Source organism: Pseudomonas cremoris (assembly GCF_014230465.1).
The window spans coordinates 71,071-94,672 of record NZ_JAAXCY010000003.1 but is presented as its reverse complement, the minus strand read 5'-3'; the positions used below and the strand labels follow the sequence as shown (position 1 = coordinate 94,672).

Sequence of the window (23,602 nt, the reverse complement as noted above, 5' to 3'; positions counted from 1 at the left end):
CTCAGCCTGACAGACCTCCCACAGTGAATTGCGCATGGCGTTACAGCGGCACGCGCTCGCGGCGCATCCACATTTCGAACGCCATGGCATTCAAGGGCCGGCTGATCAGGTAACCCTGGGCCGTGTCGCAGTTCCATTGCTTGAGCAGTTTCAGGCTGGGGGCAAACTCCACGCCTTCCGCGACCACTTTGAGCCCCAGGTTGTGGCTCATCTCGATGGTGGAGCGCACGATCACCCCGTCACCGCTGGTGCTGTCGAGGTTGCGTACAAAGGACTGGTCGATCTTCAACTCCTGCACCGGCAGGCGCTGCAATTGCGCCAGCGACGAATAACCGGTGCCGAAGTCATCCACCGACAGGCTGATGCCGCAGCCGCGCAATTGCTCCAACACACTGAGCGCCTGCTGGGGGTTGTGCATGATCGCGCTTTCGGTGATCTCGAAAATCAATTGCTGGGCATCCACTTTGTATTGCATCAGCAAGGCCGTGACCCGAATCGCCAGGTCATCATCGGCCAGGTCGGCCACCGAGATATTCACCGACAACTGGATAAACAACCCGCGCAGCGACCACTCGCCGATTTGGCGGATCGCCTCTTCAATCACCCACAAAGTCAGGCTGCCCATGCTACCGGTACGCTCGGCCAGAGGGATGAATTCTGCGGGCGACACTTGGCCCAATGTCGGATGCTGCCAGCGCAGCAGGGCTTCGGCTTGGCGCACGTGGCCGTGCTTGAGGTCCAGCTTGGGCTGGTAGCACAGGAACAACTCCCCCTCGACGGCGGCCCGACGCAGGTCACGAATCAAGGTGATCTGGCGCTGGTGGGCCAGGTCACGGTCCTGCTGATAAATCTGCAAATGCCCTGGCAGGCTCGCCGCGTCGTGGCGGGCGATGGCGGCGCGGCTGATCAGTTCTTCAACCTGCTGGCCATCATCGGGGTAAGCCGCGATGCCAATGCTCACTTCATGGCGCAGTTCATCGTTGCCGATGCGCTGCGGCTCGGTGAGCAACGCGTAGAGGCGGTCGGCACGCGCCACGGCGCGGTCGATCTCGGTGTTTTCCAGCAACAACAGGAACTCACTGCCGGCGATCCGTGCGGCCGTGTCGCTGGCCAGCAGGCTCATGGACAAACAGCGGCTGGCCTCGCGCAGCATTTCCTCGACGCCTTCAGGACCAAAACCTTCATTGATCACCCGGTAGTTCTCGATGCCCAGGTACAGCAACACCACCGGTCTTCGCGCACTGATCGCACTGCCCAGCCGCTCCATGGCCAGCGCACGGTTCGGCAGGCCGGTCAGCGGGTCATGCAACGCGTTGTGCGCCAACTGCCGCTCACGCACGGCGATGCCGCTTTGCATGGCATTGAACGCCCGGGCCAGCAGGCCAAACTCGTCGTGGCTGCGCACTCGCACCGGCGTGCGGTAGTCACCGGCACCGATGCGCTCGGCCGCCTGCACCAACGCGGTCAGTGGACGCGACACGCGCCGCGCCAAAAACAACGCACCGGCCAACGACACCAGCAGCACCGCCACGGCAATCCCAAGGAATTGCCGATCCAGCGGCGCAAAAGACTCCAGCGCATGGTCCAGCGGGCTCTGCAGTAACACCCGTACTTCATCGCCGTCGCCGGTGTTGTCCAACGGCAGCACTTGGCTGAGCACTCGCTCGCCGTAAAACAGACCTATCTGCGCTTCGGGGTTCACTTGTGCACCGCGCATCTGGTGGATGATGGCGGCCTGATAAGCATCGGGGTGTGTGCTGAACAACGGCCCCGGCTTGCCGTTCTGCACGCTGAGGAACGACACGTCCAGGTTGCTCATCGAGCGCAGCTCATTGGCGAACAGTGTGTCCATGGGGAAGCCCATGACGACGCGGGCGATGGGCAACGGGTCGAGCACTTCATCCTGCACCAGCAGGTACGGTTGCCCGTCCATGGCCACGATCAGCATCTGCAAACCCGTGCGTCGCGCACGGCGCAAGGCGTCGTCATAAGGGAACGACTGGCCTCGGGTAAACACCGGCAAGGTGCTGACCATGACCTTGCCGTCCATGCCCAGCACGAACACCTCGCTGGAACGAATGCCGGTGCCGTGACGACGCAAGGCCGCCAGGATCGGCACCGTGCTGCCTTCGGCCACGGCTTGTTTGAAAGGGATATCCACGGTCAGCCAGTCGAGACCGTATTGCAGGCGCCGCCCACGTAAATCCAGCAGGCGTTCGAACACCTGGCTACCGGTTTTCAATTGGACTTGCGCCTGGTTTTCCACGGCGCGGGAGGTAGCGGCCTTGACCGCGAAGTAAGTGGCGGCCACCACCACCAGCAACAACAGCGCCAGCACCCCGGCAATACGGGTTTGGAACGTGTGGCGCCACCTCATTGCAGTGCCCTCTGGCAGCGTGCGCCTCTCCCTGCCACTACGTTCCTTTTTCATTGGCTTCCCTGGCAACTGCAGACCTGGCGTCAAAAAAATATCCATTTTTATGGAATATTTGGTTTTAGCAGATTAGCTGGGAGAAAGCAGAAGTTCACCCAATAAAACCAGGGATTTCACTGTCACTTTATTGGCGACAAGGATCAGCCGCGAGCGCGCATAAAGTCCCCCCATCGCCGCACCAGGTAGTTGTGCTCATCCATGACCGAGTTCCACACGGCGATATGGCCCATGCGCTGCTCGTAGGAGCCACCGTCGCGCACTTCGCCAATATCGATCAGTGGCAAACCATCGCTGCCCAGCAGTTCTTCCCGCGCAGGTTTGCCCGCGTACCAATAATCCCATTCGGCGCTGCTGAGGTGATCGCGGCTGCGCGCCGGGTTGCCGATGTAATAGCCCTGGCGCGCCATCACCGCGCCGGGCCAGCCGGACAGCCACCAGTTGAGGTAGGCATACGCCGCATCAAGCACCGGGCCCTTTGCATGGCGCGACAGCGACAAACCACCAAACCAGGCACGATAACCTTCACGTGGTACTGCCAGGCGGTATTTCACGCCGGCGCGGTGCAGGCGCATCAGGGCCGGCGACCACAGGCTCTGGATATCGACGCTGGGGCTGAGCATCAATTGCGCGGCCTCTTCGTCATCCGACCAGAACGCCGCGAAGTGCCCTTCCTTCTGTTTGCGCACCAGGATGTCGGCAAGCACATCGATCTCTTCGATGCTCATGTTGCCGATGTCGTTGAACTGCGCCAGCCCCGCACCCTGCAAGGCCAGTGCAGCGTCCAGGGCGCCGATGGCGGCGTCACTCTGCAACGCGGTGCGGGCACTCCAGGCCGGGTCCAGCAACCAGCCCCAGCTTTCATTGCCGTGGCAAAAACCTTCGGGCAAACGCTCGGGACGGTAGGCGAAGCTGTCGGCGTTGTGGGTCAGCGGCAGCATGCTGATGCGGTCGGTAACCGTGCTGCCCAGGCTGCCATCGTGCTGCACGAACAGGCGTTCGCTGGGCACGCTGCCGCTGCCGAGACAGTCGTTGGGTGACAAGCGCCCGCGCTTGGGCAGGTCATTGATCTCGTGCCACAGCGCGATGCGCCGGGTGTCGATAGGCTGGATCGCCCGCGCCGGCCACACAAAGTCGACGTTGTGGAACCACTGGTCGTACAGGTCATAACTGTCAGGTTGCATCACCGCGATGCGCTGGGCCTGTTCGACGTCGTGCACCTGGTACACCAGGCGAATGCCCAGTTCTTGCTCGGCCCGCACGCGCAAGCATTCCAGCAAGGTCACGGAAGTGCCAAGGACACGCAAAGTGATCATGCGGCGAACCGCCGCGAGAACACTTCAAACGAGCGGCGCAATTGCGCCGGGTCGAGCCCGCGCAGGATAAACACCAGCCGCGATTGGCGGTCACTGCCCGGCCACGCAGGCAGATGGACCGGGGCATGCAGGCAGTGCTGCACGCCATGAATGACGATGGGAGCGTTACTGGCGTTCACGTTGAGCAGTCCTTTGACACGAAGGATTCGTTCGCCATGGCATCTTAACAGCATCGACAACCACACCCCGAAACCCACCCAGTCCAACGGTTGGTCAAAGGTCAGGCAGCAGACTTGCGCGGCGCCATGGGTGGTCGCAGTGGGTTGATGCAGCTGCCAGCGGCTGACTTCAACCGCCGGCTCGGCACTGCGCAACCCTTCACCGAGCAGCAGTTGATCGCCGCTGTGGATGTCATGGGTATCGAGGATCGGCGTACCGGCGTTGAGAGCCTGCAAGTGCGCGCGCAATGGCGCGCAGTCACCTGCCAGGTCGGTCTTGCTCAGCAGCAGGCGGTCTGCTGCCGCGACCTGCGCCAGCCATTCCGGGTGCAGGCGTTCTTGCAGCGCCGCGTGGCTGGCGTCCACCAAGGTGATCACCAGGCCGATATGAAAACGCCCGCGCAGTTGCACGTCGTTGTTCAGGGTCGCAAGGATCGGCGCCGGGTCGGCCAGGCCGGTGGTCTCCAGGATCACGCGCTTGAACGCAGGAATCTCACCGCGTTCGCGGCGTTGCAGCAGACCGAGCAGCGTGTCTTTGAGCTCGCCACGGATCGAGCAACATACGCACCCGCTGGGCAGCAGCACGGTGTCCGGCGCGACTTCTTCCACCAGCAGGTGGTCGATGCCGACGTCGCCGAACTCATTGATCAGCAACGCCGTGTCGCCCAGGCTTTCACCTTGCAATAGGCGCTTGAGCAAGGTGGTCTTCCCACTGCCGAGGAAGCCGGTGATGACGTTGAGGGCGATGCTCATGGGGTTGACTCCAAGTGATCCAGCAACTGCGGATCGAGCGGGTCCAACGGGCGGCCGAGCATGGTTTCGGCGGCCTGCCAGAGTTGATCCAGGCCGCTGGCCAGTGCCTGTTTGCCGGTGGCGCCCAATAGCAGGTAAGAGGCGCCTTGGAAGTCCTCGACCTTGAGCCGGAACACCGCCAGCACCTGGTTGATCGCCGCGATCCGGCGCAAGCGTTCGCGGCGCCGGGGCAACTCATCACCCAGGGGGTCGCTCCAGTGCAGGTCTTCGCCGAGCAGCCCGCAGAGTCCGCACATGGCTACACCTCACTCATGGCATGACATCGCCCGAGTTGGGGCCCAGGGTCTGGCCAACGAACAGGTTGCCACCCGGCTCGCTTGCCAACAGCACGGCGGTGGGTGCCACTTCATCGGCCAAGCCGAATCGGCATAGGGGCAACTCCTTGGCTTTGGCGCGTTTCCAGTCGTCGCTGATGCCGCCCACCAAGGGTGTTTCAATCGGGCCAGGGGCGATGGCGTTGACCAGTACGTTGTCCTTGGCAACTTCCAGGGCCAGGGACTTGGTAAACCCGATCACCCCGGCCTTGGCGGCGGCGTAATGGGTGAGTTCGGCGCCGCCCTTGATACCAAGTTGCGAGGCCACGTTAATGATCCGCCCCCAGCGCTGCGCGAGCATGTGCGGCAGGGCGCGCTGGCTGGCGATGAACACGCTGGTGAGGTCGACGCGCAGCATGTCGTTCCACATCTCGAGGGTGAGATCGATGCAGCGCGCCTGGGTGAGCATGCCGGCGTTGTTGACCAGAATGTCGATGCCGCCGAACTGTTCGACGCATTTATCCACACTGGCCTGGGCGCCTTCGACAGTGCCCACATCGCCCAGGCACTCGTGAACTTCGGCGCCGAGGTTGCGGCAGGTGATCGCGGTTTCGGCGAGGCTGGCGGCGTTGCGGTCGGCCAGCACCAGGCGTGCGCCCTCAGCGGCGTAGGCGCGGGCGATGGCGGCACCGATGCCGCTGCCGGCACCGGTGATCACAGCGCGGCGGTTAGAAAGTTGAGGCATGTAAATTCTCCTGGATCAAACACAAGTCCAATGTGGGAGCGGGCTTGCTCGCGAATGCGGTGTTTCAGTCACAATAAACTTATCTGACCCACCGCTTTCGCGAGCAAGCCCGCTCCCACATTTGGATTGGGTACACCCGTTAATCCGGCCAGCGCACGGTCAGGCCGCCATCGATGACGATGCTTTGCCCGGTCAAATAACTCGACGCCTCACTGGTCAAGAACTGCACCAACGACGCCACTTCATCCGCCCGCCCTACCCGCCCCAGCGGGATCGCCCGCGCGGCCTTGGCCAAGCCTTCCGGCCCCAACGAGTTCTTCGCATCCAGCGACTGCGGCGTCTCGATCAACCCCGGGATCACCGCATTGCAACGAATGCCCAACGGCGCCAATTCCACCGCCAACGACCGGCACAACCCCGGCACACCGGCCTTGGCCGCCGCGTAATGGCTGTGCTCCTGCCAGCCATACACGCCGCCGGCAATCGAAGATATCGCCACCAGCGCGCCGCCTTCACTCATATGCCGGGTGGCCGCGCGGAAGGTGCGCATCACCCCCGTCAGGTCGACATTGAGCATCTCGTCCCACAGCGCATCGGTCATTTCCAGCAGCGGCGCACGGCGCAGTAAACCGGCGTTGGCCACGGCGTAATCCAGGCGGCCGAAGTGCTGCACGGCTTGATCGGCCAATGCGTCTACCGAAGCAGTATTGCCCACGTCCAGCGGCAACATCAGGCACTCGCCGCCGGCGTCTTCCACCAGGGCCACGGTGGTGTGCGGGTCATGAGGATCGGCCGGGTAATACCCGCCGACCACCGCCACCCCATTGCGGGCATAGGCCACGGCGAGGGCTTGGCCGATGCCACTGGCGGCACCGGTAATCAAGGCAACTTTACGGCTCATCAAAGACTCCTTACTGAACGGTTTCCGGACGCACATGGCGAGCGGCAAACATCAACATGCCGGACAAGAAGCACGGCACCGCACCGAACCACAGCGCGGCGGTCTGCCAGTCACTGCCGGCCGACAACACTTGGGTCGCGCCGAAGCCTGCAACCACGGCGCCAATCGGGCCCATCGCGTGGATGATTGCGCCGCCGGTGGCGCGGATGCTGGTGGGGAAACTTTCACTGATAAAGAACAATGCCGCCGAGTACGGGCCGATCAGGAAGAACAGCCCCAGGCTGTACAACCCGACCACCATCGCCATATTGCTCGGGCCAAACAGCATGCCGGCGAACGACAACCCGCCGAGCATCCACCCCAGGCCAATCACGTTGCGACGGCCGATCTTGTCGCCCATCCAACCGTGGCTGAGGTAACCGCAGTAACCCACCAGGTTCGACAGCACGAGGATGATCAGCGAGTTTTCGAACGAGATGTGGTGCACGCTGACGATCACCGATGTGCCCAACACGCTGAACACCTGGATCGCCGCCCAATTGAGCAGCAACGCAGCGCCGATCACCAAGGTGGCGCGACGGGCTGGGCCACGGAACGCAGCCTTGAGGCCAGCCTTGCTGTGTTCGTCGTAGTCCACGCCGTAGGTCACGGCGACGTTTTGCGCTTCTTTCACCGCGCCGCTTTTACGCAGCTCGCTGATGCGCTGGTGGATCTGGAACTGCGGGCTCTCCTTGAGCTTGCGCGCCATGATCGCGATCACAATCGCCGGGATGGCGGCGAAAATGAAGCAGCCCTGCCAACCGATGATCGGCAACAACAGTGCGGTCAAACCCGCAGCGATCAACGCGCCAACCGGCCAGCCGCCCTGCACCAGGCTGTAGATGAAACCACGGCGTTTGGTCAGGCGCGGGTCTTGCGAAGCACCGTACAGCTCACTCAAATACGTGGCGTTAACGGTTTCCTCGGCATACCCCAGGCCGCCCAACGAACGGATCAGAATCAGCGGCGACTTGCCCCACGCCCCGCCAATCGCCGTCAGCGCCGAACACAGCGCGGAACCGGCCACGGTGAAGATGATGCCTTTGCGTCGCCCCAATTTATCGACCACAGGGCCAATGGCGAAGGCAACCACGGCGGTGCCCACCGCCACCCAGGTCGCGATCTCGGCTTGCTCCACTTCACCCCAGCCAAAGTGCCGGCCGATCTCCGGCAACAACGTGCCGAACAGGATGAAGTCATACACCGCAAACACCCAGGCGAAAAACGCGATCCAGGTGGCGAAGCGCACTTCCTGGGACGTCAGTTGCCGGGGTTTCCAGCCAGTCAGGTCAAGCTTGTTGTAGATGGACATGGGTCGCGCCTCAGGGATGGGGGGCTGTTTTCAGGGGTCAGGTACGCGGTTGCCGGCGGATGAAGTCATCGGCGATTTCGTCAAAGGTGACGAAGCGCACACCAGCGTGGCTCTGGATGTGTTCGATCAACCGCTCAAGCATCAACAGCACTTGCGGGCGGCCGGAAACATCGGGGTGGATGGTCATGGTGAACACCGCGTGTTCGTGTTCGCGGTAGACCCAGTCGAACTGGTCGCGCCACATTTCTTCGAGGTGACGCGGGTTGACGAAACCGTGGCTGTTGGGGGCTTTCTTGATGAACATCATCGGCGGCAGGTCGTCCAGGTACCAGTTGGCCGGGATCTCCACCAGGTCGGTTTCTTCGCCGCGCACCAGGGGTTTCATCCAGGTGTCGGGGTGCTGGCTGTAGTCGATCTTGGTCCAGGTGTCGCCCTTGCGTACGTAGTAGGGGTGGAAGTCGTTGTGCATCAGGCTGTGGTCGTACTTGATGCCTTTTTTCAGCAGCAGTTCGTTGGTGACCTTGCTGAATTCCCACCACGGTGCAACGTAGCCGGTCGGTCGCTTGCCGGTGACTTGGGTGATCAGCTCGATGGATTTATCGAGGACGATCTCTTCCTGCTCGGCGGTCATCGCGATCGGGTTTTCGTGGCTGTAACCGTGCACGCCGATTTCATGGCCAGCGTCGGCCACGGCCTTCATTTGTTCGGGGAAGGTTTCCATCGAATGGCCGGGGATAAACCAGGTGGTTCGCAGGCCGTAGCGCTCGAACAATTTGAGCAGGCGCGGCGCGCCGACCTCACCGGCGAACAGGCCGCGGGAGATGTCGTCCGGCGAGTCTTCGCCGCCGTAGGAACCGAGCCAGCCGGCGACGGCGTCAACGTCGACGCCAAATGCACAAAGGATGTCTTTAGCCATGGTGTGTCTCCTTAAACGTTAAGTACGGATTCGACGGACAACGCCGCGCGCAGCAAGCGAGCGTCTTCCCCCGTCGGGGCGCTGAGCAGCAACCCGGTGGGCAGGCCCTGGGCATCGCGGCCGCTGGGCAGGGTCACGCCGGGCATGTCGAGCAAACTGCCGGGCATGGTCAGGCGCAGGGTGGCGAGGTTGGTTTTGACGAAGAGGTCGTCGTCGGCTTCCAGCGGCGCCAAGGCGGGCGCAACGTGGGCGACGGTCGGGGTGATCAGGATTGCACCGTCGAGGTCATCGACCAGCTGCTGTTGCAGGCGGCGGCGGGCATCGACCAAGTGCAGCAGTTGGCTCGCTGGCAGCGCACGCGCCGCTTCGAGACGACGCCGTACACGCGGGTCGAGTTGCTCAGCGTCGGGGCTGTCGAGCAGCGCTTCGTGCAGGGCAAAGGCTTCGAAAGAGCCGAGCCAGCCATGGTCCTTGATCAATGCCAGGGTGGCTTCGAAGGTCGGGCACTCGCGCTCTTCGATCAGCGCGCCTTGGGCCTTTAGCTGCTCCACTGCGCGCAGCAGGTTATTGCGCACGGCAGGTTCGACCTCTTGTTGCGCCAGCACGAAGCGCTGGCCCTTGAGGCTGCGGGCGCTGTGGGTTTGGCGACGACCATTGAGCAAGTCGTCGATGGCCAGGGCGTCGCGCACACTGCGGGTCAGCGGGCCGAGGCTGTCGAGCGTGTGAGCCAAAGGAAATACGCCGTCGCGGCTGTAGCGTCGACTGCTGCTGCGATAGCCCACCACACCATTGAGCGCCGCAGGGATGCGGATTGAACCGGCGGTGTCGGTGCCCATGGCAATCGGTACGATGCCAGCGGCCACGGCAACCGCCGACCCCGATGAGGACCCGCCGGGAATGCGCGCCTGATCACTGCTGCTAGGGTTGAACGGGGTGCCGAAATGCGGGTTCAGGCCCAGGCCGGAATAGGCCAGTTCGCTGAGGTTGGTCTTGCCAACGCTTACCATCCCGGCACGGCATAACAGGCCGACGCTGGGCGCATCCAGCAACGCGGCGGGCGCATTGCGGCGATAGGCGGCGCCAGCTGTGGTGACGCTGCCGGCCACATCGAACAGGTCCTTCCAGGCCAGCGGCACTCCATCGAACACGCTCAAGGGTTGACCAGCGCGCCAGCGGGCGGCAGCGGCCTCGGCCTCACGGCGAGCGCGCTCGGCGGTCAGGGAGATAAACACGCTGGGGGCCATGCTCGCGTGGACGAGCGCCTGTTCGAGGGCTTGCACCGGGTCGCTGCGACCGCTGGCGAAATCCTCGGCCATGGAAGTGGCGTCTGACATCGGGATGACCCTCACAAAACGTACATATTAATAAAATGTACATTTTACAAAGGCAGGTTTCGTGCCAGTCTCAATAGCGGCGTTTCTGCATGCAACGGGTTTTTAACCCAGAGCTACGGGATAGATGGTTTTGATCGTGGGAAAAATATCTTGCCCAGAAGCCGACAAGGGCCTTCAATGAAATAATGTATCTTTTATTAATAAGTACATTTTGGTGCAGAAAAGTAACATTCCTACATTCAGAGCCCCAAAAAAGTGCCATCGATGTGGCGCAGGGTGACAGGCGCAACTTATGAGAGAATCCCCGGTCACCGTCCTACAAGCCCCTGAGAAAGTGATGAAAGCAGTGTCCGCCTCGGCCTCCCGTTACGCGATGATTCACCAAGTGTTGCGTGACGCGATCGTCAACGGCACCGCCCGCCATGGCTTGGTGTTGCTGGAAGCACCCCTGGCCGAATTGTTCGGCACCAGCCGCGTGCCGGTGCGCAAGGCGCTGGACCTGCTGCATGCCGAAGGCTTGATCTGCCGCTTCAACGGCCGGGGTTACCTGATCAACCCTGAAGGCCTGGCGATGGAACCGTTGCGCCTGCCCTTGAGCCACGCCCACCTTGGCTTGAATGGTGAAGATGAGTTGGTGGACACGCGACCACTGGGCGAACGCATCGTCGAGGAGATCGGCGCAGCGCTGTCCACGTGCATTGCTTTCGGCCATTACCGCCTGGATGAACAAGCTGCCGCCGACCACTATGGCGTCAGCCGTGCTGTGGTGCGTGAAGCGCTGATGCGTTTGCGTGATCGCGGCTTGGTGGAAAAAGAGCCCTATTCCCAATGGCTGGCCGGGCCTTTGACTGCGCGGGAAGTGACCGAAGACTACGAGTTGCGCGCCTGCCTGGAACCCGAAGCCCTGCGCCAGAGCGCACCGAACCTTGACCGCGAACTGCTCGAGGCCATGTTGCAACGGGTGCTCGACGCCCAGGACAGCCCTCATTGCAGCCTGGAGGCTATCGAGCAGATCGAGGAGGACTTGCACCAACGCTGCCTGGCCGGCCTGCAGAACCGCAAGATCGCCGCGTTGATCCGCCAAGGCCAGAGCCCGATGATCATCAGCCGGATTTTCTATCGTTTGTTGGGGATCGGTGCTGATCCGGCGATGTTGGCCGAACATCGGTTGATTCTGGAGCTGTTGCTGCATGGCGCGTTTGATGCGGCGGCGTTGAATTTGCGCGAGCATTTGCAACGGGCCCGGCAGCGCATGTTGCAGCGTTTGAAGGTGTTGTCGGTGCTTCCAGAACAACCCCTTCCCAGCTATCTGCATAAAATCAGCTGAATTCATGCAATTTGTTACTAACAACCCCAGACCATTGAAACCACCACTGCCCCGCCCCATCTAACCTGCATACTTCCTTATGCAGGTGCCCCATGAGCGACCAGCAAGCCTTCCCTGATTACGACCTGAACGACTACGCCGACCCCGAAAACGCCGAATCCACTTCATCAAATACCGGCCTGGCGTTACCTGGGCAGAACCTGCCGGACAAGGTCTACATCATCCCAATCCACAATCGGCCGTTCTTCCCGGCGCAAGTGTTGCCGGTGATCGTCAATGAAGAGCCATGGGCCGAGACGCTTGAGCTGGTGAGCAAATCCGACCACCACTCCCTGGCGCTGTTTTTCATGGAGACGCCGCCCGAAGACCCGCGCCACTTCGACACCTCCGCCCTGCCGCTGTACGGCACCTTGGTGAAGGTGCACCACGCCAGCCGCGAGAACGGCAAGCTGCAATTTGTGGCCCAGGGCCTGACCCGCGTACGCATCAAGACCTGGCTCAAGCACCACCGCCCACCGTACCTGGTGGAGGTCGAATACCCGCACCAGCCTTCCGAGCCGACCGACGAGGTCAAGGCCTACGGCATGGCGCTGATCAATGCGATCAAGGAACTGCTGCCGCTCAACCCGCTGTACAGCGAAGAGTTGAAAAACTACCTCAACCGCTTCAGCCCCAATGACCCGTCGCCACTTACCGACTTCGCCGCCGCGTTGACTTCGGCGACAGGCAACGAGTTGCAGGAAGTGCTGGACTGCGTGCCCATGCTCAAGCGCATGGAAAAAGTGCTGCCGATGCTGCGCAAGGAAGTTGAAGTCGCGCGCCTGCAAAAAGAAATCTCCGCCGAAGTGAACCGCAAGATCGGTGAGCATCAGCGCGAGTTTTTCCTCAAGGAACAGCTCAAGGTCATCCAGCAGGAACTGGGGCTGACCAAGGACGACCGCAGCGCCGACGTCGAGCAGTTCGAACAACGCCTGCAAGGCAAAGTGCTGCCGGCCCAGGCGCAAAAGCGTATCGATGAAGAACTGAACAAACTGTCGATCCTGGAAACCGGCTCGCCGGAATACGCGGTCACGCGCAATTACCTGGACTGGGCCACCTCGGTGCCATGGGGCGTGTATGGTGAAGACAAACTCGACCTGAAACACGCACGCAAGGTGCTGGATAAACACCACGCGGGCCTGGACGACATCAAGAGCCGCATCCTCGAATTCCTGGCGGTGGGCGCCTATAAAGGCGAGGTCGCCGGCTCCATCGTCTTGCTGGTGGGCCCGCCGGGCGTGGGCAAGACCAGCGTAGGTAAATCCATTGCCGAATCCCTAGGACGGCCATTCTATCGGTTCAGCGTCGGCGGCATGCGTGACGAGGCCGAGATCAAGGGCCACCGCCGCACCTACATCGGCGCCTTGCCCGGCAAGCTGGTGCAGGCGCTCAAGGATGTGGAGGTGATGAACCCGGTGATCATGCTCGACGAGATCGACAAGATGGGCCAAAGCTTCCAGGGCGACCCAGCGTCGGCCTTGCTGGAAACCCTGGACCCGGAACAGAACGTCGAATTCCTCGATCACTACCTGGACCTGCGCATGGACCTGTCCAAAGTCCTGTTCGTGTGCACCGCCAACACCCTGGATTCGATCCCCGGCCCGTTGCTGGACCGTATGGAAGTGATTCGCCTGTCGGGCTATATCACCGAAGAAAAAGTCGCGATCGCCAAGCGTCACCTGTGGCCAAAACAGCTGGAAAAAGCCGGTGTGGCAAAAACCAGCCTGACCATCAGCGACGGCGCGTTGCGTGCATTGATCGACGGTTATGCGCGCGAAGCCGGCGTACGCCAGCTGGAGAAACAACTGGGCAAACTGGTGCGCAAGGCCGTGGTCAAGTTGCTGGATGAGCCGGACTCGGTGATCAAGATTGGCAACAAAGACCTGGAAAGCTCCTTGGGGATGCCGGTGTTCCGCAATGAACAAGTGCTGTCCGGCACCGGCGTGATCACCGGCCTGGCCTGGACCAGCATGGGCGGCGCGACGTTGCCGATCGAGGCGACGCGCATCCATACGCTCAATCGCGGCTTCAAGCTCACCGGGCAGCTGGGTGAAGTGATGAAGGAATCCGCCGAAATCGCCTACAGCTACATCAGCTCGAACCTGAAGTCGTTCGGCGGTGATCCGAAGTTCTTCGACGAAGCCTTCGTACACTTGCACGTGCCGGAAGGGGCCACGCCAAAAGACGGCCCAAGTGCAGGTGTGACGATGGCCAGTGCGCTGTTGTCGCTGGCGCGTAACCAGCCACCGAAAAAGGGCGTGGCCATGACCGGCGAGCTGACGTTGACCGGTCATGTGCTGCCGATTGGTGGGGTGCGTGAAAAGGTGATCGCGGCGCGGCGTCAGAAGATTCATGAGCTGATCCTGCCGGAGCCAAACCGTGGCAGCTTTGAGGAATTGCCGGAGTACCTCAAGGAAGGCATGACCGTGCACTTTGCCAAGCGGTTCGCGGATGTGGCCAAAGTGCTGTTCTGATAGCCATGCAGTGGCTGGGCTGGCCCTTTCGCGAGCAAGCCGGCTCCCACATTTGACCGAGTACAGCCTTTGGAATGCGGTCAAGTGTGGGAGCGGGCTTGCTCGCGAAGGGGTCAGCCCAATCAACACAAAATCCAGCTCTGTCACACCTTGTCTCATCTTCGGTTATGCTCGCCGTTCGTCGCGAATGAACGGAGCCCCCATGACCGCTGCCCGCCTGCTTCTCCCCTTGAGCCTTGCCCTGCTGGCTGCGTGCGCCAGTGCGCCGAAGCAAAACGTCACCGTGGAAAACCAGAGCGCCTGCCCGCTTGTGCTTAAAACCGGGCAAAACCTGATCCTTACCCTGCCCAGCAACCCCACCACCGGCTACCGTTGGGCCATCCAGGATTCTGCCGGCGGCGTGCTGCGCGCGCTGAGCCCTGAGGTCTACAGCAGCTCGGAATCCGGCGTGATCGGTGGCGGCGGCCAGTCCACCTGGCGCTTCCAGGCCTTCGCGGCAGGCAATGGTCGACTTCGGGTCACCTCCCAGCAACCTTGGGAGCCAGAAGCCGAGCCTGCCGAAACCTTCGACTGCGCCATTACGGTGAATTGATATGCCATGGCTGATTCTTGCGTTGATGGGCGCCGGCACGTTTATCTACGGCCTGACCACCCATGCCACATTGCTGTGCCTGCTGGTCAAGCCGTTGCCGGTGCTGGCGTTGTTGGGCTGGCTGCATGATGCGCCGCCCACCGACTATCGACGCTGGATCAGCCTGGGGCTGATTTTTTCATTGGTCGGCGATGTGTTGCTTGCCTGGCCAGGCGACCTGTTCATCTTTGGGCTCGGCGCCTTCTTGTTTGCGCACCTGGCCTACCTCAAGGCCTATCTCAGCGACTGTCGCCGCTTGGCGCTCCTGCCGTTGTTGCTGGCGCTGGGCGTGGGCGCGATTCTGTTGAGCATCCTGATCTCCCACGGCCTAGGCGACCTGCTGATTCCGGTGGTGGTGTATGCGCTAGTGATCAGCACCATGCTTTGGCGTGCGTTGGCACGGTTGGGCAGCCAAGTGCCAAAGCGCTCCGCGTTGTTGGCGGCGGCGGGCGCAGCCTCGTTTGTGTTTTCTGACACGCTGATCGGCATCAACCGATTCGTGCTGGCGTTCGATGCGGCGCCCTATTTATTGATCGTCACCTACTGGCTGGGCCAATGGGGTATCACGGCGTCTGCTTTCTATCAGACAACCCGCGCACACGAGGACCAACTTGGCTAAAATGCCGGCCTTTCCCACATCACTGCCGGAACAACCGTGAGCAAAGAACCCGATCGCCTATTCGCCCAGCCCCTGAACCAGGTGCCGGACTTCGCCTTTAACGAGGACGTGGTGCGGGTGTTCCCCGACATGATCAAGCGCTCGGTGCCGGGCTACCCGACGATTGTCGAAAACCTCGGCGTACTCGCGGCGCAGTTTGCCCAACCCAACAGTGTGCTCTACGACCTCGGCTCATCCCTCGGCGCCGTGACCCAAGCCTTGCGCCGCCATGTGCGCACCGACGGCTGCCGGGTGATCGCGGTGGATAACTCGACGGCGATGGTCGAGCGCTGCCGTGAGTACCTCAATGGCCAGGACTCGATGTTCCAGGAGCTGCTGCCGGTCGACGTGATCGAGGGCGATATCCTCGCGCTGCAGTTCCAACCGGCCTCGGTGGTGGCGCTGAACTTCACGCTGCAATTCATCGCACCCGATGAGCGCCTGGCGTTGCTCGCACGCATCCGCCAATCGTTGTTGCCGGGCGGTGCGTTGATCCTCTCGGAAAAGCTGCGCTTCAACGATGCCGAAGAGCACGCGTTGCTCACCGATTTACATATCGCGTTCAAACGCGCCAACGGCTACAGCGAACTGGAAATTGCCCAGAAACGTAGCGCCATCGAAAACGTGATGAAACCCGACAGCCTCGAAGAACACAGCGAACGCCTGCTGGCGGCGGGTTTTTCGAAAGTCGTGCCGTGGTTCCAATGTCTTAACTTTGCCTCGTTGATTGCCTTGCCATGATTGATCTGTCCCCCCTCGCCCGCCATTTGGTCGGCACTCCCTTGGCCGTGTGGGCCCAGGGCCTGCAAGCGCAACTCGATAGCAAGATGGAAAAAGGCCATGGCGACCTGGAGCGCTGGCAGAGTGCGTTGGATGCGCTGCCGAAGATCCAGCCCAGCGAAGTCGACCTGCTGAATGGCCTGACACTTGACACCGATTGCGACGACAGCACCCGCACACAAATGCACACCGCGTTGATGGGCCTGAGCCCATGGCGCAAAGGCCCGTTCCATCTCTTCGGCGTGCACGTCGATACCGAATGGCGCTCGGATTGGAAGTGGTCACGGGTAGCACCGCACCTGAACTTGAAGGGCAAGCGCATCCTCGACGTCGGTTGCGGCAACGGATACTACATGTGGCGCATGCTCGGCGCCGGCGCCGACAGCGTGATTGGCGTGGACCCGAACTGGTTGTTTTTCTGCCAGTTCCAGGCCGTGCAGCGTTACCTGTCGGAACCGAAAGCCTGGCATCTGCCATTCCCGTTCGAAGACTTGCCGGCGAATCTGGAAGGCTTCGACACCGTGTTTTCCATGGGTGTGTTCTACCACCGTCGCTCGCCCATCGAGCATTTGCTGGCGCTGAAGGACACCTTGGTGAAGGGCGGAGAGCTGGTACTCGAAACCCTGGTGGTCGAAGGTGATCAACAGCAAGTGCTAGTACCGGAAGACCGCTATGCACAGATGCGCAACGTGTGGTTCCTGCCCTCGGTGCCGGCGTTGATGCTGTGGCTGCGGCGCGCGGGGTTCAGTGATGTGCGGTGTGTGGACGTGAGCGTCACGACTGTGGAAGAACAACGGGGTACGGAGTGGATGAAGTATCAGTCCCTCAGTGATTTCCTCGATCCAGAGGACCACAGCAAAACCATCGAAGGCCTACCGGCGCCGATGCGGGCGGTGATTATCGCCAAGAAGTAACGCTGAGCTCTCCCTGAAGAAACAAAGATCAAAATGTGGGAGCGGGCTTGCTCGCGAATGCGGTGGATCAGTCACCCTATACTTGGCTGACACACCGTATTCGCGAGCAAGCCCGCTCCCACATTTGCTCCCCTGTGTTCTTTAGAGCGGGGGCTTGGCACGGCGAGCCTTGAAGAATTCGCTCAGCACCGTGCCGCACTCTTCTGCCAGCACACCGCCTTCAAACAGCACCTTGTGATTCAGAAAGCCCTGGGTAAAAAACTGCCCCTGGCTCTGCACAATCCCCGCCTTTGGCTCCAGCGCCCCATACACCACTCGCGCAACCCGCGAATGCACAATCAAGCCCGCGCACATGCTGCACGGCTCCAGCGTCACATACAGCGTGCTGCCCACCAGCCGATAGTTGCTGATGGCCTGTGCAGCGGCGCGAATGGCGACCATCTCGGCATGGGCGCTGGGGTCGTTGCCGCTGATGGGGCAGTTGAAGCCACGGCCGATGATTTCACCGTCCTGCACCAGCACTGCCCCCACAGGCACTTCACCCAATGCAGCACCTTGGGCGGCAAGGGCCAGGGCTTCGCGCATGAAGTCCTGGTCGCGGCTGCGGTCGATGATCGCGGTGGGCCGAAACTGGCGCATCACGCCACCTCGATGGCGGCCATCAGGCCGGTTTCCATGTGGTCGATCACGTGGCAATGGAACATCCACACCCCTGGGTTATCCGCCACCAACGCCACGCGTGCGCGCTCGTTCTTGCCCAACAGGTAGGTGTCGGTGAAGTACGGAATCACCTTGTGGCGGTTCGAGGCGATTACCTTGAAGCTCATGCCGTGCAGGTGAATGGGGTGTTGGTACTGGGTCATGTTCTTTAATTCGAAAATGTAGCTCTTGCCCTTTTCCAGCTTGGCAATCGGGCGGTCGGCACAGGTCTTGTCGGTGATGTCCCAGGCCTTGCCGTTGATTTGCCACAGGCTCGGTGGCTTGCCGTCATCCACGGATACCGTGCCGACCCACTCGAAATTGAAGTTGAGTTTCTCGGCATTGGCCAGGTCCGGTTCGGCAATCGGGTTGGCGGGCAATGCGGGTGGCCACTCGGTAGGCGCGTCGGTGTTGGCCACGGAGCGGAACGTACCCAAGCGCACCGGTCCATTTCGAATCGACAGCTCTTCCCCCGCGGGCGGCGCCTTGATCGCCAGGCAGATGCGCATGCCCGGGCCCAGCCAGTATTCCTTGCCCAACGGGCGCGGTTCGACCGGGTTACCGTCCAGTGCATAGATCTGTGCTTCAGCGTCGGGAATGTTGAGGCGATAGGTCAAGGTGTTGTCGAGGTTGAGCAGGCGCACGCGAGTAATCTGCCCCGCCGGCAAATCGACCACCGCTTGGGACACGCCATTGATAGTCGACAAGCGCCCCGCCGTACCGCCACGCGCCGCTTCACGCGGCACACTGAACGCAACGAACTCTCCCTCCTCGTCCACGTGCCAGCTTTTCAGGCTCAAGGTGCGTTCGTGCTTGAAGCCGGTGGGTTCGCGCTCTTCAATAATCAGCGGGCCGACCAGGCCACGGCCGAGTTCTTCGCTGCTGTTCACGTGGGGGTGATACCAGTAGCTGCCGGCGTCGGGCACGCGGAATTTGTAGTCGAAGTATTCGCCGGGCAGTACCGGCAACTGTGAGACGTAGGGCACGCCGTCCATTTCAAGTGGCAGGCGGATGCCATGCCAGTGGATGGTGGTAGCGACCGGCAGGTGGTTGATAAAACGCACCCGCAGCCATTCGCCCTGGCGCACGCGCAACTCGGTACCCGGCGCCGAAGGGCCGAACGCCCAGGCCTGGGTCTTGTGCCCCGGCACCAGTTCCACGTCCAACGGCGCAGCGATCAACTCGTAATCGTGCCCTGCCTCGGCCTCGGCGACTTTCCCCAGCCAGTAGCGGTAGGCGCCACCGGCACCGACGCCTACGACGGCCAGGCCTGCAAGGCCACCCAGGATTTGTCGACGGGAAAAGGATCGGGACACAACAACCTCGCGTATCTGCCGCAGGCACAAGGCCTGCAAAGGGCAGATACGATACACCTGCATGGCCTAAACAGTAAGGCTTCGCATTGCCGCATGCCCGAACTCTGGGTACACCAAAGATCAAATGTGGGAGCGGGCTTGCTCGCGAATGCGGTGGGTCAGCCAAAGATTAATCAGCTGACAGACCGCTTTCGCGAGCAAGCCCGCTCCCACATTTTTTGATCTTCAGTGGCTTTTAGACGGTGTTAGGTCAGGCCTTGGCGGCCGCCAGGATCAGGGCTTTCATCTCGGCCACAGCGCCTTTAAAACCGACGAACAGCGCATGAGCCACCAGCGCGTGGCCGATGTTCAGTTCGTTGATGCCCTTGATCGCAGCCACAGCTTCGACGTTGTGGTAGTGCAGGCCATGGCCGGCGTTGACGATCAAGCCTTCACGCAAGCCGACGGCGACACCGTCGATGATGCGTTGCAGTTCATCCACCACTTCGGTGGGGGTGGTGGCGTCGGCATAACGGCCGGTGTGCAGTTCGATCGCCGGCGCGCCGACGCGGCGGGAGGCTTCGATCTGGCGCTCGTCGGCGTCGATGAACAGTGAGACTTCACTGCCGATCTGCGACAGGCGATCCACCGCAGCCTTGATCCGTGCTTCCTGGCCGGCGACGTCGAGGCCACCTTCGGTGGTGAGTTCCTGGCGAGTTTCCGGCACCAGGCAGATGTGCGCCGGGCGGATGCGCTCGGCGAACGCCATCATCTCTTCGGTGACGCCCATTTCGAAGTTCATGCGGGTTTGCAGCACGTCCTTGAGCACCAGCACGTCGCGCTCCTGGATGTGGCGGCGGTCTTCGCGCAGGTGCACGGTAATGCCGTCGGCGCCCGCTTCTTCGGCGTCCAGCGCGGCCTTGACCGGGTCAGGGTAACGGGTGCCCCGAGCCTGGCGCAGGGTAGCGACGTGGTCGATGTTGACGCCAAGAAGAATGCGATTGCTGGTGGTCACGGAAGCGCTCCTGAAAAGGGAAAGAAACGCCGCACAGCATACACGGGGTTGTCAGGGCTTTCGAAACAACTCGCGACTGACCAGTGGCCTTCCGCCCAAGTGCACGGCAAGCGCCTGGCGCATCAGGCGCTTGGCGGCAGACAACGCGCCGGGGGCGCTCCAGTCGGCTTCGCTCATAGCCAGTAGCTCGGTGCCTTGAAACAGACCAGGTTGCAGCAGGTACACACGCTCAAGACCGGCGTCCACTTGCAGGCGATACAGGCCGTCGGCTGCGATGGGGTCGCCGTGCAGGTCGTTGGCCAGTTCAAACCCGTAGCCCAGGTCGTCGAGCAGGCGCCATTCGAAGGCGCGTAACAAGGGTTCCAGCGGTCGCCCTTCGGCCAAGGCGAGCAGGGTCGCAGCGTAGTGATCGAAGACCGCCGGGTGCGGGTCTTCGGCAGGCAACAGGCGAATCAACAGTTCGTTGAGGTAGAGGCCGCTGAACAGGGCTTCGCCATTGAGCCAGGCCGAGGCACCGACGCTTTCCAGGCGGCCGACGTTTTTCAGCTCGCCTTTGCCTCGGAACTCCACGTCCAACGCCACGAAAGGCCGCGCCTGCGTGCCTGCCTTGCCCCGAGCGCTGCGCAAAACTGCGCGCAGGCGGCCTTGGGGCGTGAGGAAGTCCACTAGGGCGCTGGTCTCGCGGTAGGCGCGGCTGTGCAGGACGTAGGCGGGTTGGCTGAGGGGTTGGGACATGGGGGCTCACTGTTGGAATGCATTGTTGAAAACTACACAAACCTAATGTGGGAGCGGGCTTGCTCGCGAATGCGGCGGATCAGTTGGCACATGCATGCCTGATCCACCGCATTCGCGAGCAAGCCCGCTCCCACATTTTTAGTCCTGCGGTGTTCCGAGGATCAGTTACAGGTCGCCGTAGCCCAGGGAGCGCAGCGCACGCTCATCATCGGACCAACCACCCTTAACCTTCACCCACAGGTTAAGCATGATCTTGGAATCAAACAGCAACTCCATGTCCTTGCGCGCTTCGGTGCCGATGCGCTTGATGCGCTCGCCCTTGTCGCCAATGATGATTTTCTTCTGGCCGTCACGTTCGACGAGGATCAGCGCGTGGATATGCAAGGTCTTGCCCTGCTGCTTGAACTCTTCGATTTCAACGGTGATCTGGTACGGCAGCTCGGCACCCATCTGGCGCATGATTTTCTCGCGCACCAGTTCGGCGGCCAGGAAACGGCTGCTGCGGTCGGTGATCTGGTCTTCCGGGAAGAAGTGCTCGTTCTCCGGCAGGTGCTCAGCGATCACGCGCTCCAGAGCATCGAGATTGTGGCCGTGCTGGGCCGAGATCGGGATAATCTGGGCGTTCGGCAGTTGTTCCTGCAGCCAGCTCAGGTGCGGCATCAGCTCGGCTTTGTCTTCGATGCGGTCGGTCTTGTTCAGCGCCACGATCAAAGGGCCAGTGACATATTGCACACGCTCAAGGACCATCTGGTCTTCGTCGGTCCACTTGGTGCGGTCAACCACGAAAATCACCACGTCGACGTCTTTCAACGCCGCCGAAGCGGTCTTGTTCATGTAGCGGTTGAGGGCTTTCTCGCCACCTTTGTGCATGCCGGGGGTGTCGACGTAGACCGCTTGCACGTTGCCTTCGGTCTTGATGCCCAGCATGTTGTGACGGGTAGTCTGCGGCTTGCGCGAGGTGATCGCGAGCTTCTGGCCGAGGATGTGGTTCAGCAGCGTCGACTTACCCACGTTCGGGCGGCCAACGATGGCAACATAGCCACAGCGTGTTGCGGTTGAATCAGTCATGGCCATTCTCCACGCCCAGGGCAATCAGTGCTGCAGCGGCCGCTACCTGTTCGGCAATACGACGGCTCACACCCTGACCTCGGCTTTTTTCGTTCAGTAAGGTGATTTCACATTCCACGAAGAACACTCGGCAATGGGGCTCACCCTGGATATCCACCACTTCGTAACGTGGCAGTTCGCAACCGCGGGACTGCAGGAACTCTTGCAGGCGGGTTTTTGGATCTTTGTTGGTGTCGACCAGTGTGAGGCTTTCGATTTCGGAGGTCAGCCAGGCGGTGACCCGCTCTTTGGCCGCTTCCATGCCGGCATCGAGGTAGATCGCACCGATCAGCGCTTCGAGGGCGTCGGCCAGGATCGACTCACGGCGGAAACCACCGCTCTTCAACTCGCCGGACCCCAGGCGCAGGTATTCACCCAGGCCGAAACCACGGGCCAGCACCGCCAGGGTCTCGCCCTTTACCAGGCGCGCACGCAGACGCGACAGCTGGCCTTCACGGGCTTGAGGGAAACGCTCGAACAGCGCTTCACCGGCGACAAAATTGAGGATGGCATCACCGAGGAATTCCAGGCGCTCGTTATTGCGCCCTGCAAAGCTGCGGTGTGTGAGGGCAAGAACCATCAGTTCCTGGTCCTTGAAGGTGTAGCCGAGCTGACGCTCGAGACGTGCTAGAGAAACGGTCACGGTTTATCCATATCTAGTTGGTGGCACCGGCGGCCATCGACGATTGACGCAGTGTTCAAATTCAAATCCTGGTTGGTACCGCATGAGGCCGAAAAAATGTCCAAGCCCCAGAAAAGCATTCGGCGCTGTGTTCACAGCGCCGCCTGTATTACTTGATCAGCCCGACCCGCGAGAAGTTCGGCAGGTGGCTGAGTTTGGATTCTGGCCAACTCATCCAGACCGCGAAGGCCTTGCCGACGATGTTCTCGTCGGGAACCATGCCCAGCAGGTCCTTGGGAATGGTGGGGTCATTCCAGTAGCGGCTGTCATTGGAGTTGTCACGGTTGTCGCCCATCATGAAATAGTGCCCGGCAGGCACCTTCCATTCACCATCAGGCTGTGCCCGGTAGCGCGTCATTTCCTTGCGGATTTCATGCTCTACCGCACCGAGTTTTTCCTGGTACAGCTCGGCGCTGCCCAATGAATTCGGCTCGGAGCCGATCAAGGTCTCGGCCACCGACTCGCCATTGATGAACAGGCGCTTGTCGCCGGTGTAGCGAATCACGTCACCCGGCAGGCCGATCACGCGCTTGATGTAGTTGACGTTCGGGTCGCTTGGGTAGCGGAACACCATGACATCGCCGCGCTGCGGGTCACCGACTTGGATGATCTTCTTGTCGATCACCGGCAGGCGGATCCCGTAGGAAAACTTGTTCACCAGGATGAAGTCACCCACGTCCAGGGTAGGCTTCATCGACCCCGAAGGGATCTGAAACGGCTCCACCAGGAACGAACGCAGCACCAGCACGATGAACAACACCGGGAAGAACGACTTGCCGTATTCAACCAGCAGAGGCTCTTTGTTCAGCTTCTCGACGACCACGGCATCGGGCTGGCTGACGCTGCCCTGATAGGACGCGATAGCCGCCCGACGACGCGGGGCGAAGAACACCAGATCGAGCAACGCCAAGAGACCGCAAACGGCAACGGCGATGACCAGCAACAGCGGGAAATTTAGCGACATAGG

22 protein-coding genes are annotated in these 23,602 nt (G+C 61.5%); 6 read left to right on the top strand and 16 right to left on the bottom strand.

Annotated features, from left to right (window positions below; translation table 11 throughout):
• Positions 1 to 40: 40 nt before the first annotated feature.
• The 9 genes from HF257_RS07130 to HF257_RS07090 all read right to left on the bottom strand — a co-directional run bounded on the left by HF257_RS07130 (position 41) and on the right by HF257_RS07090 (position 10,279).
• Positions 41 to 2,377 (bottom strand): putative bifunctional diguanylate cyclase/phosphodiesterase, encoded by a 2,337-nt coding sequence (locus HF257_RS07130; protein WP_185707679.1) that lies wholly within the window; start codon positions 2,375 to 2,377, stop codon positions 41 to 43.
• A gap of 197 nt (positions 2,378 to 2,574) precedes the next feature.
• Complete coding sequence (locus HF257_RS07125) at positions 2,575 to 3,747, bottom strand: ABC transporter substrate-binding protein (RefSeq protein WP_185707681.1); 1,173 nt, start codon at positions 3,745 to 3,747, stop codon at positions 2,575 to 2,577.
• A complete protein-coding gene (locus HF257_RS07120; RefSeq protein ID WP_185712077.1) occupies positions 3,744 to 4,718 on the bottom strand; it encodes a CobW family GTP-binding protein in 975 nt (324 codons plus the stop codon). The genes HF257_RS07125 and HF257_RS07120 overlap by 4 nt, the downstream gene beginning before the upstream one ends.
• A complete protein-coding gene (locus HF257_RS07115) occupies positions 4,715 to 5,014 on the bottom strand; it encodes a hypothetical protein (protein ID WP_185707685.1) in 300 nt (99 codons plus the stop codon). Before HF257_RS07115 ends, HF257_RS07120 begins: the two co-directional genes overlap by 4 nt.
• Before the next feature lie 13 nt (positions 5,015 to 5,027).
• Positions 5,028 to 5,777: an SDR family NAD(P)-dependent oxidoreductase gene (locus HF257_RS07110; RefSeq protein ID WP_185707687.1), complete on the bottom strand. Its 750-nt coding sequence runs from the start codon at positions 5,775 to 5,777 to the stop codon at positions 5,028 to 5,030.
• Positions 5,778 to 5,916: 139 nt separating this feature from the next.
• On the bottom strand, positions 5,917 to 6,678 hold the full coding sequence (locus HF257_RS07105) for an SDR family NAD(P)-dependent oxidoreductase (RefSeq protein WP_185707689.1): 762 nt from the start codon (positions 6,676 to 6,678) through the stop codon (positions 5,917 to 5,919).
• Positions 6,679 to 6,688: 10 nt separating this feature from the next.
• Entirely contained in the window at positions 6,689 to 8,029 is a 1,341-nt protein-coding gene (locus tag HF257_RS07100; RefSeq protein WP_185707691.1) for an MFS transporter, read from the bottom strand.
• Between the two features lie 37 nt (positions 8,030 to 8,066).
• Positions 8,067 to 8,945 (bottom strand): polysaccharide deacetylase family protein, encoded by an 879-nt coding sequence (locus HF257_RS07095; protein WP_065906905.1) that lies wholly within the window; start codon positions 8,943 to 8,945, stop codon positions 8,067 to 8,069.
• 11 nt (positions 8,946 to 8,956) lie between these two features.
• Positions 8,957 to 10,279, bottom strand: a complete 1,323-nt coding sequence (locus HF257_RS07090) for an amidase (RefSeq protein WP_185707693.1) — start codon at positions 10,277 to 10,279, stop codon at positions 8,957 to 8,959.
• A gap of 337 nt (positions 10,280 to 10,616) precedes the next feature.
• On the opposite strand from HF257_RS07090, the gene HF257_RS07085 reads away from it, so the two are divergent.
• The 6 genes from HF257_RS07085 (at position 10,617) to cmoB (ending at position 17,102) form a co-directional block, all read left to right on the top strand.
• A complete protein-coding gene (locus HF257_RS07085; protein ID WP_185707695.1) occupies positions 10,617 to 11,606 on the top strand; it encodes a GntR family transcriptional regulator in 990 nt (329 codons plus the stop codon).
• Positions 11,607 to 11,698: 92 nt separating this feature from the next.
• A complete protein-coding gene (gene lon, locus HF257_RS07080) occupies positions 11,699 to 14,119 on the top strand; it encodes an endopeptidase La (RefSeq protein ID WP_185707697.1) in 2,421 nt (806 codons plus the stop codon).
• Between the two features lie 202 nt (positions 14,120 to 14,321).
• Positions 14,322 to 14,711, top strand: coding sequence for a protease inhibitor I42 family protein (locus HF257_RS07075; RefSeq protein ID WP_185707699.1), 390 nt, complete (start codon positions 14,322 to 14,324; stop codon positions 14,709 to 14,711).
• Position 14,712: 1 nt separating this feature from the next.
• On the top strand, positions 14,713 to 15,369 hold the full coding sequence (locus HF257_RS07070) for a lysoplasmalogenase (RefSeq protein WP_185707701.1): 657 nt from the start codon (positions 14,713 to 14,715) through the stop codon (positions 15,367 to 15,369).
• A gap of 36 nt (positions 15,370 to 15,405) precedes the next feature.
• On the top strand, positions 15,406 to 16,149 hold the full coding sequence (cmoA, locus tag HF257_RS07065) for a carboxy-S-adenosyl-L-methionine synthase CmoA (RefSeq protein WP_185707703.1): 744 nt from the start codon (positions 15,406 to 15,408) through the stop codon (positions 16,147 to 16,149).
• Positions 16,146 to 17,102, top strand: a complete 957-nt coding sequence (gene cmoB / locus HF257_RS07060) for a tRNA 5-methoxyuridine(34)/uridine 5-oxyacetic acid(34) synthase CmoB (protein ID WP_185707705.1) — start codon at positions 16,146 to 16,148, stop codon at positions 17,100 to 17,102. The genes cmoA and cmoB overlap by 4 nt, the downstream gene beginning before the upstream one ends.
• Positions 17,103 to 17,243: 141 nt before the next feature.
• Here the strand turns inward: cmoB and tadA are convergent, their stop codons facing one another.
• The 7 genes from tadA to lepB form a co-directional block, all read right to left on the bottom strand.
• Positions 17,244 to 17,741, bottom strand: coding sequence for a tRNA adenosine(34) deaminase TadA (gene tadA, locus HF257_RS07055; protein ID WP_185707707.1), 498 nt, complete (start codon positions 17,739 to 17,741; stop codon positions 17,244 to 17,246).
• The gene (locus tag HF257_RS07050) at positions 17,741 to 19,117 is read right to left on the bottom strand and encodes a multicopper oxidase family protein (protein WP_185707709.1); all 1,377 of its coding nucleotides are present in this window, start codon (positions 19,115 to 19,117) and stop codon (positions 17,741 to 17,743) included. The genes tadA and HF257_RS07050 overlap by 1 nt, the downstream gene beginning before the upstream one ends.
• Before the next feature lie 250 nt (positions 19,118 to 19,367).
• Positions 19,368 to 20,111 (bottom strand): pyridoxine 5'-phosphate synthase, encoded by a 744-nt coding sequence (gene pdxJ / locus HF257_RS07045; protein ID WP_185707711.1) that lies wholly within the window; start codon positions 20,109 to 20,111, stop codon positions 19,368 to 19,370.
• A gap of 51 nt (positions 20,112 to 20,162) precedes the next feature.
• Positions 20,163 to 20,846 carry a DNA repair protein RecO gene (recO, locus tag HF257_RS07040; RefSeq protein ID WP_185707713.1) on the bottom strand — a complete coding sequence of 228 codons (684 nt, stop codon included), beginning with the start codon at positions 20,844 to 20,846 and terminating at the stop codon, positions 20,163 to 20,165.
• A gap of 165 nt (positions 20,847 to 21,011) precedes the next feature.
• A complete protein-coding gene (gene era, locus HF257_RS07035) occupies positions 21,012 to 21,914 on the bottom strand; it encodes a GTPase Era (protein WP_016978271.1) in 903 nt (300 codons plus the stop codon).
• A complete protein-coding gene (gene rnc / locus HF257_RS07030; protein ID WP_012722401.1) occupies positions 21,907 to 22,596 on the bottom strand; it encodes a ribonuclease III in 690 nt (229 codons plus the stop codon). Before rnc ends, era begins: the two co-directional genes overlap by 8 nt.
• A gap of 148 nt (positions 22,597 to 22,744) precedes the next feature.
• Positions 22,745 to 23,599 (bottom strand): signal peptidase I, encoded by an 855-nt coding sequence (lepB, locus tag HF257_RS07025; protein WP_185707715.1) that lies wholly within the window; start codon positions 23,597 to 23,599, stop codon positions 22,745 to 22,747.
• Positions 23,600 to 23,602: the final 3 nt, after the last annotated feature.

What these genes read in the sequence shown, in the direction of transcription:
- HF257_RS07110 (WP_185707687.1), bottom strand. Translation starts at nt 5,777, where the DNA reads ATGCCTCAACTTTCTAACCGCCGCGCTGTGATCACCGGTGCCGGCAGC.
- era (WP_016978271.1), bottom strand. Translation starts at nt 21,914, where the DNA reads ATGACTGATTCAACCGCAACACGCTGTGGCTATGTTGCCATCGTTGGC.
- HF257_RS07130 (WP_185707679.1), bottom strand. Translation starts at nt 2,377, where the DNA reads ATGAGGTGGCGCCACACGTTCCAAACCCGTATTGCCGGGGTGCTGGCG.
- recO (WP_185707713.1), bottom strand. Translation starts at nt 20,846, where the DNA reads ATGTCCCAACCCCTCAGCCAACCCGCCTACGTCCTGCACAGCCGCGCC.
- cmoB (WP_185707705.1), top strand. Translation starts at nt 16,146, where the DNA reads ATGATTGATCTGTCCCCCCTCGCCCGCCATTTGGTCGGCACTCCCTTG.
- HF257_RS07085 (WP_185707695.1), top strand. Translation starts at nt 10,617, where the DNA reads ATGAAAGCAGTGTCCGCCTCGGCCTCCCGTTACGCGATGATTCACCAA.
- HF257_RS07090 (WP_185707693.1), bottom strand. Translation starts at nt 10,279, where the DNA reads ATGTCAGACGCCACTTCCATGGCCGAGGATTTCGCCAGCGGTCGCAGC.
- HF257_RS07075 (WP_185707699.1), top strand. Translation starts at nt 14,322, where the DNA reads ATGACCGCTGCCCGCCTGCTTCTCCCCTTGAGCCTTGCCCTGCTGGCT.
- HF257_RS07070 (WP_185707701.1), top strand. Translation starts at nt 14,713, where the DNA reads ATGCCATGGCTGATTCTTGCGTTGATGGGCGCCGGCACGTTTATCTAC.
- HF257_RS07095 (WP_065906905.1), bottom strand. Translation starts at nt 8,945, where the DNA reads ATGGCTAAAGACATCCTTTGTGCATTTGGCGTCGACGTTGACGCCGTC.
- lon (WP_185707697.1), top strand. Translation starts at nt 11,699, where the DNA reads ATGAGCGACCAGCAAGCCTTCCCTGATTACGACCTGAACGACTACGCC.
- HF257_RS07120 (WP_185712077.1), bottom strand. Translation starts at nt 4,718, where the DNA reads ATGAGCATCGCCCTCAACGTCATCACCGGCTTCCTCGGCAGTGGGAAG.
- lepB (WP_185707715.1), bottom strand. Translation starts at nt 23,599, where the DNA reads ATGTCGCTAAATTTCCCGCTGTTGCTGGTCATCGCCGTTGCCGTTTGC.
- HF257_RS07105 (WP_185707689.1), bottom strand. Translation starts at nt 6,678, where the DNA reads ATGAGCCGTAAAGTTGCCTTGATTACCGGTGCCGCCAGTGGCATCGGC.
- tadA (WP_185707707.1), bottom strand. Translation starts at nt 17,741, where the DNA reads ATGCGCCAGTTTCGGCCCACCGCGATCATCGACCGCAGCCGCGACCAG.
- HF257_RS07115 (WP_185707685.1), bottom strand. Translation starts at nt 5,014, where the DNA reads ATGTGCGGACTCTGCGGGCTGCTCGGCGAAGACCTGCACTGGAGCGAC.
- HF257_RS07125 (WP_185707681.1), bottom strand. Translation starts at nt 3,747, where the DNA reads ATGATCACTTTGCGTGTCCTTGGCACTTCCGTGACCTTGCTGGAATGC.
- HF257_RS07100 (WP_185707691.1), bottom strand. Translation starts at nt 8,029, where the DNA reads ATGTCCATCTACAACAAGCTTGACCTGACTGGCTGGAAACCCCGGCAA.